This window comes from Nitrospinota bacterium (assembly GCA_016208975.1).
GTDB lineage: Bacteria > Nitrospinota_A > UBA7883 > UBA7883 > JACRLM01 > JACQXA01.
Map to the genome: position 1 here is coordinate 80,419 of JACQXA010000002.1, position 16,816 is coordinate 97,234.

Consider the following 16,816-nt stretch of genomic DNA (forward strand, 5'->3'; position numbering starts at 1 on the left):
GGCGTTATTGTTCCGCCTTTTTGATGGTGAACCGGAATACGCTCCCTTCGCCCGGGGTGGATTCCACCCAAATATTCCCTCCCCCCATTTCCACGATCTTCTTGCACATGGCAAGCCCGACACCGGTGCCTATACGGTCTTTTGCGGGCCGCAGACGCTGGAACATTTTAAAGATGAGTTCATGGTATTGAGTTTCTATCCCCACCCCGTTATCCTTTATTGAAAGCTCTATTAACCCCTCGCGCTCCACCGCTTTAATCTCCACCTCGGGTTTCACGCTGGAATCCGTGTAGGTGATGGCGTTGGCTATCAGGTTATGGAAAACGATGGATAGTTGATCCGGATCCGCTTTAACCTTGGGCATGGCGCCCAGTTTGATCGCGGCCCCCGTCCGCTCCATCATTTCCCGGAGGCTTATAAGCGCGTTTCCGGCGCATTCCGCGGGATCCACGTTGTCCCGGGGATTAAAATGGGCCGACAGGCGCGAATACGCCAGAAGGTCCTGGATTACGGCCTGGAGGCGCCGGGCCCCGTCCACGGCGAAGTTTATGAAACTGTCCGCCTCCGCGTCCAGCTTGCCTTTGTAATTTGACGCAAGGATCTGAAGGTAGCTTGCGATAGTCCTCAAAGGCTCCTGCAGGTCGTGCGACGCCACATAGGCGAACTGCTCCAGCTCCTGGTTGGACCTTATAAGGTCTTCCGTGGTTTTTTCCAGCGCGTCTTCCCGCTCTTTTAAATGGGTGATGTCGTGGAAAACCACAAGCCCCAACTCTCCTATGGATGAATAGTTGAGGATAACTTCCCGTTTGGATCCCTCCTTCCGCGTGATGGACACCCGCACCGGCTCCATGCCCGCCATTTCCCGGTCCGCCTTCTCCATGGCCTCTTCCCATGTTCGCAAGACCCGCGTGCGATACTCCTCATCGGGGCAAGCCTTGCCCCACCACTGGCCGGTGTCGGCTATCTCGTTGGGCGCATAGCCGGACATCTCGCTGAACTTTTTATTGGAGAACACTATCTTTTGCTCTTTGTCGGTGATTATCATCGGCGTTGGGGACGCCTCCACCACCTGGAGCGTGCGTAGCTCGCTGGCGTGAAGCCTGCTTTCCACCCGCTCCCGCTGGGCCATCTCTTCCCTAAGCTGGTCATTGGCCCATTCCAGCTCCGCGCGGGTTTTATACTCGCTTTCAGTTGTGGCCCTTATTTTCCGGTAGCTCAACGTTAGCCCCAGAATACCAATTACCCATATCAACGAGTAAGCGATCGCGTGCCGCTCATTCTCCAGCCTCTGCCCCGCATAGTAGCTTTCCAGAGGCGCCGAGACACTTACGCCGCCCCTGATGTCCCCCACCTTGTACCCTTGCTCCGCATGGCACTTCAGGCACCCTTCTTTGGTATATATTGGCCGCATGAACCGCAGGAAAGGCTTTCCGTTCATCTCCGTCACCTCTGAAACCTCCTTCACACCCGCTTCAAAGGCTTTCAGGGCGCTCTCCTCCCATGGATCCGGCTTGTTTATGGGGTTTTTCAGGCTAAGGCTTGTTATATGGCCGAAAAACCTTTTGGTCCTTGCGAAATATTCATTTACCTGCCGCGCCATGTACGCCGGGTTCATGAGCGTCAGTTTTCTTCCCGAAGGTGTCGTGATGTCTCTCTCCGGTATATTGGAAAGGTAGATGTTTGGCGGTGTATTGGCGTCCACTGGCACATATACCCCGCCGTGCGAGGCGGCCCATTCCCTGAAAGCCACGTCTTTGGCGTAATTGGCCTGCGCCTCGTTCCTGGCGGTTTGCAATGTGAATTGGTGTATTTTCCACCTGTCCCACACCGCCAGCGATACTATAAGCAAAGACCACAGGACGAACGCCAGCGCCGAATACCTTTTCAGCGCCGCGCCCAGATGGTCTTGACGGTTTACCATGACTAGTTAGAACCCAGCTTTGAGCAATACCAACCCACTTCCTATTTTGGGGCATAACGCGCACAGACGCCAGAGTTGGTTAAATAATTAAAAGCGCCGCGCGGTTATATCAGCTTTCCGGAATGTCCCGTCGAAGCGGGATGGTGATGGTGAACACCGTGCCTTTGCCCGGCTCGCTGTCCACGGTAATGGTCCCATTGTGCTTTTGAATGATGGTGTGCGACAAGGCCAGCCCCAGCCCAGTCCCCTTCCCCGCCGGTTTTGTGGTGAAGAACGGATCGAATATCCGTTTCAGGTTTTCTTTGGACATCCCCTCGCCGTCATCGCGGACCTCCACCATCACCGTATCTTCCCCGTCGCTGGTGCGGACGGTTATTGTCCCTTTATCTTTTATCGCCTGGGCGGCGTTCACAAAAAGGTTCAAGAACACCTGTCCCAGCTGGTTTGGGATGCATTCCACTATGCTCGCGTTTTTCGATTCGTACTTCCGCGCAACCTCCGCCTTATATTTGATCTCGTTCCGCGCTATGTTGAGCGCCCCGTCTATTATTATGTGGACGTCCGTAGCCTCCCAATGCTCTTCAGACACATGGACGAACGGCTTTAGATCCTTAACTATCGTGATTATCCTCTGCGTCCCTTCCATGGACTCTTCCATGATCTCCCGGAACTCCTCCCTTAACGGGCGGGACTCATCCAGAAGCTTTTCCACGGCCTCCGGGCTGTCCTTTAACCCGTCTATCAGCCCGAAAAGCTTTTCCACGGCTTTCTTTATATAAATCTGGTTGGAGCTGACGAAGCTGATGGGGTTGTTTATCTCGTGGGCTATTCCCGCCGCAAGATTGCCTATGGAGGCCATTTTTTCCGACTGCAAAAGCATCTGCTCAGAGGTTTTTCGCGCCGTTATGTCTCTTAACAAGCCCACAGCCATCCATTTGCCGTGTATTTTCACGGCGGACAAGGACAACTCGGCGGGGAAGATGGAGCCGTCGCTTTTCTGGGCGCTTATCTCCGTTACTCTGCCTATCATCGCCCCGGTTCCGGTTTCACCGAACCGCTTTATCCATTCTTCATGGCGCTTCCTGACATCCGGCGGTATTATCAGCTCCGACATTTTCCCGCCCAGCGCCTCTTCGGCGGGGTATCCAAATATCCTTTCCGCCGATTCGTTCCAGGAACGGATTTTACCCTCTTCGTCTATCAGCAATACAGCGTCCTGGGCCGCCTCGGCGATAAGCCGGAATTTTTCCTCCGCCTGCCTCCGGGCGGCGCTCTCCCGGATGAAATTGATCCCAAACGCCATGTCCTCCGCCATTTCCTCGAGTAGCTCCACCTCATCGCCGCTGAAAGCTTCCGGCGATCCGGAGTAAACATTTATGATCGCCGCCACCGCTCCCCCTATCAATATTGGCATCGCCGCGTAAGAGGCGTATCCGCAGGCTTTGGCGTCCTGGATGGCCCCGTTACTTTCCTTTTTACCAAGTATGGCCCGGTCAATGAAAGCCGCTTTCGACTGGATAACCCCGGCCAGGGGCCCTTCTCCGGCTGAAAGCCCGGGCCACCGGCGCTCGATGGGTATGTCGTCCATTTTTTCGTATCCCGCGCTGGCCGCCACCCGAAGGGTTTTTGGTTCGCCATTATCAACGTAGCATATCCATGCCATGCGGTATCCGCCAACCCTGACTATCACCTGGCATATGGCGTTTAACAGGTCCCCCTCGGTGCTGGACCTTACAAGGACCCGGTTGCCCCGGCTGAGCATCCTCAACGCCCTGTTCAGCCTTATCAGCTCCTCCTCGGCATTCTTGCGTTCCGTTATGTCCAGCGCCGCGCCCACCATCTTTGCCCCGGCCTCGTTTTCTTCCCTGTATGCCCTGCATTGGGCGCTTATGTGGCGTATGGAGCCGTCGGGCCTCACAATCCGGCTTTCCACGTCCACCGGCTCTTTTTTCGTAAGGGCGCTTTCGATGACGGTTTTCACCAACTCCCTGTCATCCGGATGGGTCATCGAGATAAACAGGTCGAACGAGGGCGGGAATTTGGCGGGGCTTATCCCCAATATCACATACATCTCGGACGACCAGGTAACGTGATTCTTGTTTATGTCCATGCTCCAGGTTCCAAGCCGCGCCGTCTCCTGGGCGCGCCGCAGGGTCTCCTGGCTTTCCCGAAGCCTCTCCTCTATCTTTTTCCGTTCCTCCACCTCCGCCACCAGCGCCGCCGTCCTTTGCCTTACTTTTTCCTCCAGCTGTTCGTTGAGGGTGGCCAGCCCCTGTTGAACCTTGCTCAACTCCTTGTTCTGCTCTATGGCGTTTTCGTAGATGGACAGGAGCAGGCTCATTATCCGCTCCCGGTTGGAGGTAACGGTGAAACGCTTGCCGCCGTAAGTGATGGTGGTGGGGGCTTCTTCCCGCTTAGGCAAGACCTCTATATGGTTCTCCAGGAAATAAGCCACCTTGGAAAGCAGGAACGCGGGGTTGTAAGGCTTTGTGATGTAGTAATCCGCCCCGGCCTCCAGGCTCTTTATCACATCCTCCACTTCGGACAGCTGGGTGAGCAGGATGACCGGAGCCTTTACCTCTTCCTCCTTCTTTATCCGCATGCACATGCCCCAGCCGTCCATCTTGGGCATGAGCACGTCGCTTATTATCAGCGCGGGTTTGCGCCATTTGGCCATGGAAAGCCCCTCCTCGCCATCCCGGGCGCGGATTATCTGGAAACCCTCCTGCTCAAGGATCCGCTGTAAAAGGACAGCCTGAACGTCGCTGTCCTCCACTATCAGTATTTCCCTCTTCGGCATACCCGTGGGACTCATCGAATCACCTTTCCCTTTCAACCCTGGGGACCATGGATATAATGACGTCCGCTATCTGGTCCAGCGGAAGCACGTATCGGGCGGCTCCCCTGTCTATGGCGCTTCTCGGCATGCTGTGGACTACGCTGGTAGCCTCGTCCTGCGCTATGGTCATGCCCCCGGCGGATTCTATGGCTTTCATCCCTTCCGCCCCGTCATCGCCCATGCCCGTTAGAAGTATCCCCATGGCGGCGCTGGCGTACCTTTCCGCCACGGATTTAAAGGCAAGGTTTATGGATGGGCGGTGCCCAAGGTAAGGGGGTGTTTGCGCGTACCTGAACAGGCCTGCCTTGTCTATCAGCAAATGCGCCCCTTCTTGGGCAAAATAGGCGTGGCCCGGGAAAGGATAGTCCCCGTTCCCGGCCACGCTGATCTTGATTTGGCTGTTGGACTGCAACCACTCCACAAGCCCCTCCATAAACCCTTCCGTAATATGCTGGACGCAAATCACCGGCATGGGAAAACCGTGGGGCAGTTGGGAAAGGATAGAGTAAAGGGCCTGGGGGCCGCCCGTGGACGCCCCAATGGCCACCGCCCTTATGACCCCTTTGCTATTGATATTATCCCCCGGCGCGCCATATCCTTTTCCAGCTATCCCCATCTTCCGGATCACATGCACGCCGGCCAGTATTTTCACTTTGCTGACAAGCTCTCCGGACATATGCATGTATTCGGATTCCAAAGACGCGCGGGGTTTTGTGAAAACGTCTATGGCCCCCGCCTGCAACAGTTCGAACGCGTTGTGCGAATTTTTTTCCACCGACACGCTGACCACCAGTATGGGGCGCGGATATTTTTCTATGACCTGTCTGGTGAATTCCAGCCCCCCCATACCGGGCATGTGCAGGTCCGTAAGGACAACCGCCGGATCCAGCGCGGGAATCATCCTTAAAGCCTCCTCGCCGCTCTGCGCCATGCCTATCACCTCTATGTCCGGTGATGTGGACAACATCCTTCTCAACAGCGTCAACGCCACCATCGAATCGTCCACCAGCAGAACCTTGATTGTCCCGCCGTGGCGGCCGCTTTTGTTAGAAGCCACTTCCATTACCGCGCTCCTTGGGGTCAAGTCTAAGGAATGGAGACCGTGTCGCCAGGGGGAGGCGCTCCGTAGCCTTCCAAATACTTCTTATCTCTCAAATAAATCTCCTGAGGGTTTCACCAAGGATTTTCTGGTCGAACGCCGGTTTTGGGATATAGGCGTTTGCCCCGGCCTCCAATCCCTTCTTCTTGTCCTCATCGGAGGCGAGGGTTGTAACCAATATCACCGGCAGTTCCTTAAGCCTTGCATCCTGGCGTATCCTGGCGGTTAAGGCGAGGCCGTCCATGTTGGGCATCATGATGTCCGACACCACCACGTCGAACTGCCGCTCCGCCAGTTTGCCCCACGCGTCCATCCCGTCCACCGCCGTGGCCACTTCGTATCCAAAACCCTCGATAATCCTTTTTATCTGCGTCCGCGTGGTTATGGAGTCCTCCACCAGCAGGATCGCCCGTTTCGTTTCCCGCGCCGCGGCTTTCACCGGGGCCGGAGCCCGCGCCATGGCCTTTTTCCGGGCTGTTGATAGCATGTCCACCGGGTTTAGCGCAACGCATACTTCCCCGTTACCAAGGATGGTGGAGCCGGTCACGTTGCGCACCCGTTTCAGCAATTGGCTGTGGGGTTTTATCATTATCTCCTGCTCGTCCACCAACTCGTCCACCCGCAGGGCCATGATTTCATCCCCCGCCTGGATAACCACGCAGGGGAACGCCCCGCCCTTCCCGGCGGTCCCATTTTTCCGCCCCTTGCCGGCGGCGCCGGGCAGTTCCAGAATATCGCTGAGCCGGGCTATGGAGGTGGGGCGGCCGCTGAAAGATATGGTCTCCCGGCCTTCCATGGGAAACATTTCCTCGGGTGACACCATAATGGTCGAATTGGTGAATTCTATGGGTATGGCGTAACTCTTCCCCTCCGCCCTGACTATGAGGACCCGGGTGGTGGCCAGGGACACGGGCAATATTATCTTTATCACGCATCCAGCCCCAGCGGCGGATTCCACCCGGACGGAGCCTTTAAGCGATTCCGTTTTCGCCTTTACCGTGTCCAGCCCAACCCCCCGGCCGGAGATGTCCGTCACAAACGCGCTGGTGGAAAACCCTGGAGCGAATATGATGGATTTCAGCTCCTCGTCGGGCGTCTCCTCCGCCCCTTCGGCCGCTATTATCCCGCGCTTTATGGCCTCGCGCTTTATGGCTTCCGTGTCCAGCCCCCGGCCATCGTCGGACACTTCTATTATTATGTTCGTCTCGGTACGCAACGCTTTCAGGCGGATCGCGCCGGTTCCGGGCTTCCCCAGCCGCTCCCGCTCTTCCGGGGGCTCAATGCCATGGTCTATGGCGTTTCTTATAAGGTGCATGACAGGGTCTTTCATCTCTTCTATCACGCGCTTGTCCGCTTTCGTGTCGCCTCCGGTTATCTCCAGCTTTACCTCTTTGTTCCTTACCCGCGAAAGGTCCCGCGCCATTCTGGGGAAAAGGTCGAACAGCGTGGAGAATGGCAATAACCGGATGTCGCGGATCCCGCCCTCCAGCGCGCCGGAAATAAAATCCAGTTTTGAATTGTCTTCGTTAATGGCGTCCCGGAGGGAATTAAAGGAGTCTGTGGCGCGGCTGATCAGCTCCCCGGCCCGGGATTGGTTAACAAGAGACCCGGCGGATGATACGTTCCGCGGCTCCATCCTGCTGGCGTAAATCACCGGGGCCAGCTCTTTTACCAGCTCGTCCCACAGGTTCAGCGCGTCGTCCGCCTGGGAAAGCCTGTGCGCCATGCGGGTTTTCAACACCACAAGCTCCCCGGTCTGGTTCATCAGCTCGTCCAGCTGGCCGGTTTTAACGCGGACGGTGTCTATCTGGTATGGGGCGGAGTGGGATACCTCCGGCGCGACGGGTTCCGGCCTGTCCTGGCCGGATGCAGGTTTACCCGCTGGCGGCGCGGCAGTTGGCGGTTCTTCCGGGCCGTCATTTCCCGCCTCGCCGGTTAACCGCCGGATCACTTCCTCAACATCCACTCCAGCGGGGGCCTCGCCGGTGACGGCTTCGTTAACAAGTTTTTTCACGGAGTCCATGGCGGAGTACATCCGGTCGGCCATGGCATGGGTGAACACTTTTTCTCCGTTCCTGATTGGGGCGAGCATATCCTCCATGCTGTGCGCTATGCGTTCCACGCCCATGATGCCGAGCATTCTGGAGGAGCCTTTGAGGCTGTGGACCTCCCGGAGCAGGTCCTCATAAAAGGCGCTGTCAGCAGGTTGCCCGCTTTCCAGATGGAGAAGGTATTTTTCCATTTTGGGCAGGCGCTCATCGCACTCCGTCCGGTACAGATCGCGCATCTCCCTGTCTTTTATCATTTCCAACGGCTCCCCTTAAGACCGCGCGCCAGCGTAATCCCGATCCGCCTAAATCCGTTCTACCCTCACACAAGCTCCTTGAGATTTATCGCCGTTTCCTTCAGCTTCTCCACCCCTATTTTCGTCTGGCTCACTCCGGCGGCAGTCTCCCTTACCCCACCGCTTATGGAGTTCATGGCCTCCACCACCTGCCGCATGGCCGTGTCCTGCTGTTTGGCGTTGAGCATCACCTTTTGGGCGTTCTCGAATATGGACTTCATGGATTCGGAAATGCTGGTGAACACATCGGCCATTTCCCGGGACAGCCTGGCGCTGTCGTCTATGGTTTTCGTCCCCTCCTCCGAGGCCATCACCACGGAGTTGGTGGCTTTCTGGATGTCCAAGACCAGGGTGTTCACCCTTTCTATGGATTTCTTGGTCTGGTCGGCCAGTTTCCTTATCTCCTGCGCCACCACGGCGAAACCCCGCCCATGCTCCCCCGCCCTGGCCGCCTCCACCGCCGCGTTCAGCGCCAGCAGGTTCACCTGGTTGGCTATGTCATTCACCAGCGCCGCGATGCCGCCTATCTGGCCCGTCTGCTCGCTTAACCTTAGTATCTGTTCGGATATGATCCGCGCCTTGTCCTTGGTCCTCCCCATGCTCTCCAGCGTGCTTTGCACCGAGCCAAACCCCTTTTCGGAAAGCGTTACCCCCTTCTGGGACGTTACCGCCGCCGTCTCCGCCTGCTCCGATGACTGGCGGGAAGACACCCCCAGCTCCTCCACCGTGGCGCTGGTCTCGTTCACCGCCGATGCCTGCTGGTTGGCGGTACGCTCATGCTCGTTGACCGTGGCCGATATTTCCGTTGCGGCGCTGGTTATGGAGCTGACTATTTCGGTGACGCTCTTGAACGTCTCGTTGGATATGAAATAGGCCATCCCCATGGAGAAAGCCACCAATACAAACGCCCCGGCGATAAGCTCGTAAATTACGGACGTTATCGTATCGGCGACTTTATTCTCCTCCTCTTTCATGATCTCCATTTCCTTCTTGTTGAAATCCGCGGAGACTTTGTCTATCTCGTTTGTGACAGGTCTTCCTGCCAGTACGAGGGCCACTACATCCCCTTTTCTGGCGCCCTCGATGACGCCTATCACCGGCTCGGCTATCTCCTTCTCGTATTTTCCGGCAAGCTCCACAAGGCGGTTCAGGCGGATCCTTTGTTCCGCATTCACAAGGACTTTTTCCAGACTTTGAGCGCGGACATGTATTTCTTTCGAAGATTCCTCAAGCGATGTTATGTGGCCTTTATCATGGGTAATTACGTAACCCCTGGTGGCTCGCACCATCTTGTACATGTGGCGGGTCAGCTCGTTGGCTTGATTGACTTTCTCCAGGGTATCCGCGACCCTGCCGAAGCCATCCGAAAGCGATTGCAGATTGACAAACACCACCACCGCCATTATCACGAATATAAGGATTGGCGCGGAAAACCCGAGGAGGATCCGGTTCTTGAGTCTCATGTTCTTCCACATCGTCTGCCCCTTCCTTTTGCGCCGAACCGTTGGCCCGGGTTAATGACGGCGTTTACCGCTTGCCGTCAAACAGTTTCGTTTACCACCAGGTCCCCCTTCTCCAGCATCTTTTCCAGGTCTATTATCAAAACCATCCCCTCTTTAATCTGGAACACGCCCGTTAAATATTCCTCCTGCCCGGCCTCGCGGCCCATTGGCGCCGGAAGCGTTTCCGAGGGGCGCAGATACACCACGTCGCGGGCTTCATCAACAATCACCCCCACGTTCAGCTCCCCCGCTTTCACCACCATCACTTTGGTATCCAGCCCGGCGGGCGGAGCCTGCAGGCCCAGAAACCCCCGGATGTCTATTATGGTGAGGATATCCCCCCGCTGGTTCATGTTCCCGATCACGTGGGGCGGGCAACAGGGCACCGGCATGAGGCTTTTTAAGTTTGTGAATTCCAGTATCAGGTTAAGGTCCACCGCGTAGCCCTCGCCCGCCAGGCCGATCACGGCATAAGGCGTAAGGCCAATCTGCAAGGGCTCCACAATGTCTTGCTGTAAACTGCGGGCCCGCTCCCGGAAAACGGCCAGGTTTTCCGGCGTGACGGCCTCCACCGCGCCGGGGCGGGCTGATACAGCCAAGCCTTTCTCCGCTACCGCTCCGGCTTCCGGATATTCGACGCTTTGAGCCAGGCTCCCAAGGTTGAGGACCATCACTATTTTGCCGTCAAGTTTGGCCTCCCCTTTTACCAGTTTCGGCTGGCGCTGGCCTCCGGCAAGCGCGGCGGAAGGCGATGAGATATCCTCCGTGTCCAGATTTTCGACGGCAAGCGCCTCATTAACTATCAGGCCCACCATCGCGTTTTCAACCATCACCACCACCACCACGTCCCACAAGCAATAGGGTGATGGCGCGCGGCCAAAACGCAAATCCAGATCCACAACAGGTATTATTTTCCCTCGAAGGTTGAATAAGCCTTTGATATACGTGGGAAATTCTTCGGCGGGGATAAGCTCTGGAATCCAGATTACTTCAAGCACGGCTTGCGCCTCAACGGCGTACCATCCACCACGATGGCTCAGGATGAGATAAGGCTCGTTCTGCATATACCCAGCTCGACTAAGCTGAAGCCATTCCGGACCAACCCTTACTAAAAAATATTACTACACCGCCAGGCCCTCTTCCAGCATTTTTTCCAGATGGTTTATAAGCTCTTTGGCCGTCATGTTCCCGTAAGGCGCTATCAACGCCTTCTCCGGCCCCGCCTTCAGTACCGCCAGCGCGGACAGGCGCATTTTTCGCGCCCGGTCAAAATCGTTTTCATTTTCGTGGATGGCCGCCATGTCCATATACGCCGGGATATATTTCGGCGCCAGGTATATTACTTTATTAAGCTCCTCTTTGGCTTTCGCGCGATCCCCGTTTTCCTCGGCGATGTTCGCCAGCAGATAATGGGGCTCCACGGAGTTCCAGTCCGCCGCCACGGCCCTTTCCAGATAAGCGGCCGCTGTTTTATGGTCGCCGGTGTTGGCCATGGCCCGGGCGGCGTAACAAAGGGCTTTTACCGATCCCGGCGCGTCCCGCAGGATATTCTCCGCTTTCGCCGCCGCTTCCTGGTAACGGCCCTGTTCCAGCGCGGCTTCCAGTCCTTTAAACGGGTCTTGCGGGGATTCCGGCTCTGGAGCCGGATCTTCATTCCCTGCGGGCGGAACATACCTGACCGGCGCTGAGATAATATGCGGCTCCGGTATTTGTATGAAGTTTTGGAATACAGGCTCCCCGCGGGTTTTAGGCGCCACCAATGCCATGGATGGTTGGGCCTGGCCGGATGTTTTCTGGTAAACCACCGATTCCGGATATACCTTGTGGCTCAAGCCCTCAACCGGCGTGGAGAACAACTCGCCATGGCCCGTTATCAGATAACCGCCATCGCCAAGGGCGGCGGAGAGTTTATTTACGATGGCCGTCACGAAGTTCCGCTCGTAGTACAAGAGAAGGTTGCGGCACAGGATAAGGTCCATCCCTTCCGGGTAATCCGCGCCAGCCAGGTCTGCCGCGCGGAACGTGACCATTTTCCTTATATGGCCGCGTAGCTCCCATTGCCTTTCATTTAGCTTCTTGAAATATTTATTCCGGCCATCTTTGGAAATCGAGCGGAAAGACCATTCCCCGAATATCCCGCCCCGGGCTTTCGCCAAAAAATCCTCCCTCACGTCGGAGCCAAGGATCATCGCTTCCCACCCGGAATTTTTGGGTATCAGCTCATCCAACACCATGGCCAGCGAATACGGCTCCTCACCGGTGGCGCAACCGGCGCTCCATATCCTCAGGGTTTTATCTTCACCGCGCCGTTTTATAATTTCGGGCAATATCACGCTCCGGATAAGGGCGAACTGGCCCCGGTCCCTGAAGAAATATGTTTCCCCCACGGTGAAATGCGCGGCCAGCTCGTGGCGCTCCAGCTGGCCTTGCTCCGTGTCTGAATCCACCAGCTGGTAGTATTCTTCCGGCGAGCGTGATTTGCCGGACTTTATCCGGGTGAGGATGGCGGAGCGCAGGATGTTTTCGTCGCCCGGGCGCGGGCGCAACCCTATTTTGACCGATACAAGCTCCCCGAAGGCGCGCAGGAGCTTTTCATCAATATCCGGCATTACCAGGCGCCGAGTATGTTTTTACTTCCCTTATATTACGCCCAAACCGTTTTACGGGCCAGAAGGGAGAAAAGAGGTTTAATAACGGGTGGTAATGTCTGTAAGCCAAGCTGGCGACGCATTAGTCAGAATGCTTTCAATATGTTTATCGGCTCCGGATAACACGGCCACTCCGGTGGCAAGTAGCGTAATGCCCAACGCGGGTTTTAGCGTTCCTCCAGCGGAAGCAAGTTTGTTACGCAACCCAATCGCATAACGCCCCGCGTATGAAAGGAAAACAAGGGGAGTAACCGCGCCAAGGGCGAAAAATGCCATCACGGCAGAGGCATTTATCAAGGATTCATGGCTCATGGCAAGCCCGATGGCCGCGCCGAGCGTGGGCCCGGCGCAAGGCGCCCATAGCGCCCCCAATAAAACCCCAAGCGCAACCTGCCCCCCAATTCCGCTGGCGTTGAATGCGCCCGCATAGTTTTTCACACCAGCCAGCAACGGCTCGGCCATCTTCATAAACCTTAAATGCATTGCGCCGGCCAGCATGAAAGCTCCAGCCAGAAACAGAATGGCCGCCGCTCCTGCCCTGATTGTTCCCTGGCCGATTCCAATCAACTGGCCAGCGACCGGCAAAACCATTCCCATGGCTGTAAAAGAGATTACCAGACCACCCATCACCGCCAAGGGGCCAAGCCTGCCCTCTCGCATGGCCCCGGCCAATATCACTGGAGCCAGCGGTAACACGCATGGCGACAGTATTGACAAAACGCCAGCCGCATATCCGAGAATTATGGAAAGCATCAAATTCCCTTTTCAAACAGCGCGCGGATTTTCCCCGGATCCGTTTCACCCACGGAACGCCCCGCTTCCTTGTTCCCCTTAAACACTATCAGGGTGCTTTGATACGATATTTTCAGAAGTTTTAAGGCCTCCTTATCCGTGTCAAAGTTGACCTTGAACACAATTGCGGTGGCGAACTTGCCGTCTTTCGAAAGATTTTCGATTACAGGCTCCTGTTTTTTGCAGGTTGGGCACCAATCGGCATGGGCGCCCACAATGATTGTAACGCCGCTTTTTTGGGCCTCAGCGAATTTTTTGCCGTCGAATGGCATTATCTCCGCCGCGCCCGCTGTTTGGCCGGCCGATATTGAAAGCGCCACCATAAGGGGGACGGCCCTGGCAAAAAACCTCAATGAACCTCTTCCCATTTGTTCCCTCCGCATAATCAGTAGCGTTATACAAAACTCCATCCAATAAAGGCCACAATGGCAAGCCCTGCCATCACCAGCATCGCCTTCTCATGCTTGCATAGGCCTTTTTTGGCCTTGCACCCTTCCATATTGCACATAATAGACATGGGTCATCCGCCTCTATAATTGGGATTATTTAATCCATTCCTGGTTGAGCCTTATATAGGCTCTTATAGTTTAGTGATAACAGGTGGATGAATATTACAAACGGCTAGCGGCCATTACTGAAGCTCTATGGACCCGCTCCACAATTTGTAGGACGATTTGCCTGTTTCCGTAAGGGCTTGTGATATGAGCCCCATTGTCGGAGCGCTGGCGTTTTCCACCGTGGATTTGAAAAACCCATGGTAGAAATAATCCGGATACACCGATATTGAAAATACAATCCGCGATGCGGAGCCAATATGGCCGTCGTATATGTATTCCCTTTTTTCCCCTGGCGCCAGACGGGTGTCATATTCCTCCACGCTGATGTCCAGGCTCACCTTGCGCCCAATCTTATATTCCCTTTCGGATCCTGGGATCGTTTTCCCGGAAGAATCCTCCAAATGAGCCCTGATAATCACCAGCGGGGTTACATAAGTTGGGAAATAATGCCCCGCGCCGGAGTTTGTAACCGCAAGCGCCGCCTTTTTCCCATCCCACACCTGTTGTATATCCAGGGCGCTTAAAGTCATCCGCTTATCGTGAATCCCCTTAAAAAGATGCTCCCTGTTTGGCATATGGCAATTCTGGCACTGGACGCCATCCTTAGCCCAATTGCTTTTTTGCCATTCCGCGTAGGTATTAACAAGCAATTTGCCGTTTAGTTTATAACCATCATTCAGCTGGTGACACGCGGCGCAGAATTCCGATTTCCCGTAAAAATCCCGGGCGTAATAACCATTGTGGCCTCGCAAATCACTTTGCGCGGTTTCCAGTTTCCCATTTCGCGGCGGCCCGTAAACTTTTCCGTATCGCACATGGCATACGGCGCAACTGACGCCTGCATGTTTAAGGCGCCCATCATAGCCCCGGTTTGGCGCATAACCCCCGCCGCTTGCGCTTTTGAACTCTTGTTGCTCCGCCAGCGGAGCGTGGCAGAAATAGCATGAATTGGCGGTGTCCGGCTGGTTTTCGGGATCGAGTTGACCAAGAAGCCCCGGACCTGCGGCCCTTGCGTGTAATGACTCTTTCCAGGGGTCAAGCTGGGCCATATGGCAAGAGCCGCAGTCTTCCGGGTAAAGCGAATATATACTTGCCCCGCCACGAGCCGGGCGGCGCCAGTGGGAGTTAAGGGAAGAGCCCCCCTCCGCCGAAAAAGGAAGGGAGCCCCCTATACCCGCAAATAAGACGAGTGGAACAATCCAGCCTATTTTGCGCAAGGATTCTTGGCGCAGGGATTCTTGGCGCACGGGTTCTTGTCTCCCTGCTTTTTGTCACTGCTTTTCTTCTTTTTAGTGTCGCAAGGATTTGCCGCGCAGGGATTCTTTGTCTTGTTCGCGTCAGCCGCCGCGCAAGGATTCTTGGCGCAGGGGTTTTTATCCGCGGCCATGGCCGGAGACACACCGGCGAACCCAATTCCCGTGGCGATTACCGTAGCAATAAGCAATTTCGTGATCTTCGTCATAACAAGTCCCCCTTTTTTGGATTGATTGACAAGTGAATAACACTACAACCTGATTCCCTCCAGGTCATCGCGCCTCAGCGCCTTTTGTAAGAAGCCGTATATTCCCGGTAATACGCCGCCATTGCCGTCATTTCCACCGAGTTGGGATCTAACGGGTTTGCGGCCATGGGATTTAACATGCAATAGTTGACCATCTGGTCAAGCGTCAGAATGTCCCCAGTCATTTTTACGTGGTGCGGCCACCCTTTAACCTTGTCGAGGTTCAGGTTCTCATGGTCCGCATGGCATGACATGCACGATAGGCCGCTGGTCCCCAGTGCTTCGGAGTTCCAAAGCTTCTTCCCCATGGACACGAGCTTTTCGTAATCCGTGATCCTCTCCAGTCGAATGTGTTTCCTGTCATCCGATGACACCGCGGCTGGGGCGCATGGGTTGGGGGCGCTTCTTGAAGCGCCGCAGGGATTCTTGTTTTCTGCGGCCGCATTATTAGCGGCCCCGATACAAGCCGCCACTGTAATCAGGATTACCGTCAACGTTTTTACCATTCCCGCCTCGTGTCTATAATGTGGTGGTTATCTGAATAACCGGCATTGATAACGCCGGGCAGGCTCGGATGCCCTTTATGCGCGCCTTCCGGCGTAATCCCCGGCCTTCAGCGTCATCTTTATTGCCCCATATCCTTTTAACTCAAAGAATAATTTATTATACGCATTATGAGGTTTTGTCAATTCATTCACCCAAAATGCGCCACGGCCCTCTTTTTGGCGTTTCACGTTTTCCCTAACAGCCTGGCGATAATCCTGTCCTCCAGGCTTTTGCTTTCCGCGTCCGTGAGGGATGGCCCGTCAGAGAAATATTTCCTTACGGCGCCGCGCAGGGCTCGCATGTGCCCCCAATATCTGGAACAGGGGCCGCACATGAAAAGATGCGCCATCTGTTTCAACTTACCCATATGGGAAAGCTCTTTCCCGGAGCCAAGGTTTTCGACAACTTCCTTGCACGACATCATGACTTTTAGCTCTTCCAGCCCGATTTTACCTCGAGGCACTCCCGCAACCTGTTTCGCGCCCTGTAAAGTAGCACTCCAAGATTAGTGACGGTAATCCCCAGGGTATTACAGATTTCTTCACTCTCCAGGTCGTCCACTTCCTTCAGCGTGAACGCGGCCCGCTGGGTTAATGGAAGCTTTTCGAGACACGCATGGAACTTTTCCGATGTCTCCGCGGCTAAAACAAATTCCTCGGGGCTGGCGGGCGGCCTCACCCAATGGCCCCGTAAATCGAACCTCGCCGCCACAACATCGTCCACGGGGTCGTGTTTCCGCAGTTTCGCCAGCTCCCGGCACTTCTCAAGCCCCTTCCTGTAAAGAATGGCGAATATAAACGTGCGGACGCTGGAACGCCCCTCAAAGGCGGGTACCTTCTCATAGAACGTGATCCAGGTGTCCTGAACCATTTCCTTGGCGGTTTCCGGGTCGAAACCCATCCCCACCGCCGCGTTATGCAAGTGCCTGGTGTAAGCCCGCACCAGCCGCTCAATGGAGGCCGCGTCTTGCGCCACCACTTTTTTAATGAACCCGGCCGAGCTTACATCCCACGCTTCCGCCATGTCCCCCGTCACACATCCTCTTGGCATTTGCCGTTATGGCGCGC

14 protein-coding genes are annotated in these 16,816 nt (G+C 55.6%); all 14 read right to left on the reverse strand.

All coding sequences use genetic code 11. From position 1 onward, the window contains the following. Positions 1–4: 4 nt before the first annotated feature. On the reverse strand, positions 5–1,921 hold the full coding sequence (locus tag HY751_02045; GenBank protein MBI4665172.1) for a DUF3365 domain-containing protein: 1,917 nt from the start codon (positions 1,919–1,921) through the stop codon (positions 5–7). A 109-nt stretch (positions 1,922–2,030) separates the two neighbouring features. Beyond that, positions 2,031–4,736 (reverse strand): PAS domain S-box protein, encoded by a 2,706-nt coding sequence (locus HY751_02050; protein MBI4665173.1) that lies wholly within the window; start codon positions 4,734–4,736, stop codon positions 2,031–2,033. A gap of 4 nt (positions 4,737–4,740) precedes the next feature. After that, on the reverse strand, positions 4,741–5,823 hold the full coding sequence (cheB, locus tag HY751_02055) for a chemotaxis-specific protein-glutamate methyltransferase CheB (protein ID MBI4665174.1): 1,083 nt from the start codon (positions 5,821–5,823) through the stop codon (positions 4,741–4,743). Positions 5,824–5,911: 88 nt separating this feature from the next. Further along, positions 5,912–8,164 carry a hybrid sensor histidine kinase/response regulator gene (locus HY751_02060; protein MBI4665175.1) on the reverse strand — a complete coding sequence of 751 codons (2,253 nt, stop codon included), beginning with the start codon at positions 8,162–8,164 and terminating at the stop codon, positions 5,912–5,914. Positions 8,165–8,229: 65 nt separating this feature from the next. Continuing rightward, complete coding sequence (locus HY751_02065) at positions 8,230–9,678, reverse strand: methyl-accepting chemotaxis protein (GenBank protein MBI4665176.1); 1,449 nt, start codon at positions 9,676–9,678, stop codon at positions 8,230–8,232. A gap of 65 nt (positions 9,679–9,743) precedes the next feature. Further along, positions 9,744–10,769 (reverse strand): chemotaxis protein CheW, encoded by a 1,026-nt coding sequence (locus tag HY751_02070; protein ID MBI4665177.1) that lies wholly within the window; start codon positions 10,767–10,769, stop codon positions 9,744–9,746. A 57-nt stretch (positions 10,770–10,826) separates the two neighbouring features. After that, positions 10,827–12,314 carry a tetratricopeptide repeat protein gene (locus HY751_02075; protein ID MBI4665178.1) on the reverse strand — a complete coding sequence of 496 codons (1,488 nt, stop codon included), beginning with the start codon at positions 12,312–12,314 and terminating at the stop codon, positions 10,827–10,829. 78 nt (positions 12,315–12,392) lie between these two features. Next, positions 12,393–13,106: a cytochrome c biogenesis protein CcdA gene (locus HY751_02080; GenBank protein ID MBI4665179.1), complete on the reverse strand. Its 714-nt coding sequence runs from the start codon at positions 13,104–13,106 to the stop codon at positions 12,393–12,395. Further along, positions 13,106–13,513, reverse strand: a complete 408-nt coding sequence (locus tag HY751_02085) for a thioredoxin family protein (protein MBI4665180.1) — start codon at positions 13,511–13,513, stop codon at positions 13,106–13,108. Before HY751_02085 ends, HY751_02080 begins: the two co-directional genes overlap by 1 nt. 263 nt (positions 13,514–13,776) lie before the next feature. Beyond that, complete coding sequence (locus HY751_02090; protein ID MBI4665181.1) at positions 13,777–14,751, reverse strand: hypothetical protein; 975 nt, start codon at positions 14,749–14,751, stop codon at positions 13,777–13,779. A 155-nt stretch (positions 14,752–14,906) separates the two neighbouring features. Next, the gene (locus HY751_02095) at positions 14,907–15,164 is read right to left on the reverse strand and encodes a hypothetical protein (protein MBI4665182.1); all 258 of its coding nucleotides are present in this window, start codon (positions 15,162–15,164) and stop codon (positions 14,907–14,909) included. Positions 15,165–15,238: 74 nt separating this feature from the next. Beyond that, positions 15,239–15,709 (reverse strand): hypothetical protein, encoded by a 471-nt coding sequence (locus tag HY751_02100; GenBank protein MBI4665183.1) that lies wholly within the window; start codon positions 15,707–15,709, stop codon positions 15,239–15,241. A 224-nt stretch (positions 15,710–15,933) separates the two neighbouring features. Next, positions 15,934–16,212 (reverse strand): hypothetical protein, encoded by a 279-nt coding sequence (locus HY751_02105; GenBank protein ID MBI4665184.1) that lies wholly within the window; start codon positions 16,210–16,212, stop codon positions 15,934–15,936. Then, positions 16,179–16,799, reverse strand: a complete 621-nt coding sequence (locus tag HY751_02110) for a sigma-70 family RNA polymerase sigma factor (protein ID MBI4665185.1) — start codon at positions 16,797–16,799, stop codon at positions 16,179–16,181. Before HY751_02110 ends, HY751_02105 begins: the two co-directional genes overlap by 34 nt. Positions 16,800–16,816 lie beyond the last annotated feature (17 nt).

What these genes read in the sequence shown, in the direction of transcription:
- HY751_02070 (MBI4665177.1), bottom strand. Translation starts at nt 10,769, where the DNA reads ATGCAGAACGAGCCTTATCTCATCCTGAGCCATCGTGGTGGATGGTAC.
- HY751_02045 (MBI4665172.1), bottom strand. Translation starts at nt 1,921, where the DNA reads ATGGTAAACCGTCAAGACCATCTGGGCGCGGCGCTGAAAAGGTATTCG.
- HY751_02065 (MBI4665176.1), bottom strand. Translation starts at nt 9,678, where the DNA reads ATGTGGAAGAACATGAGACTCAAGAACCGGATCCTCCTCGGGTTTTCC.
- HY751_02090 (MBI4665181.1), bottom strand. Translation starts at nt 14,751, where the DNA reads ATGGCCCAGCTTGACCCCTGGAAAGAGTCATTACACGCAAGGGCCGCA.
- HY751_02085 (MBI4665180.1), bottom strand. Translation starts at nt 13,513, where the DNA reads ATGGGAAGAGGTTCATTGAGGTTTTTTGCCAGGGCCGTCCCCCTTATG.
- cheB (MBI4665174.1), bottom strand. Translation starts at nt 5,823, where the DNA reads ATGGAAGTGGCTTCTAACAAAAGCGGCCGCCACGGCGGGACAATCAAG.
- HY751_02100 (MBI4665183.1), bottom strand. Translation starts at nt 15,709, where the DNA reads ATGGTAAAAACGTTGACGGTAATCCTGATTACAGTGGCGGCTTGTATC.
- HY751_02110 (MBI4665185.1), bottom strand. Translation starts at nt 16,799, where the DNA reads ATGCCAAGAGGATGTGTGACGGGGGACATGGCGGAAGCGTGGGATGTA.
- HY751_02060 (MBI4665175.1), bottom strand. Translation starts at nt 8,164, where the DNA reads ATGATAAAAGACAGGGAGATGCGCGATCTGTACCGGACGGAGTGCGAT.
- HY751_02075 (MBI4665178.1), bottom strand. Translation starts at nt 12,314, where the DNA reads ATGCCGGATATTGATGAAAAGCTCCTGCGCGCCTTCGGGGAGCTTGTA.
- HY751_02095 (MBI4665182.1), bottom strand. Translation starts at nt 15,164, where the DNA reads ATGACGAAGATCACGAAATTGCTTATTGCTACGGTAATCGCCACGGGA.
- HY751_02080 (MBI4665179.1), bottom strand. Translation starts at nt 13,106, where the DNA reads ATGCTTTCCATAATTCTCGGATATGCGGCTGGCGTTTTGTCAATACTG.
- HY751_02050 (MBI4665173.1), bottom strand. Translation starts at nt 4,736, where the DNA reads ATGAGTCCCACGGGTATGCCGAAGAGGGAAATACTGATAGTGGAGGAC.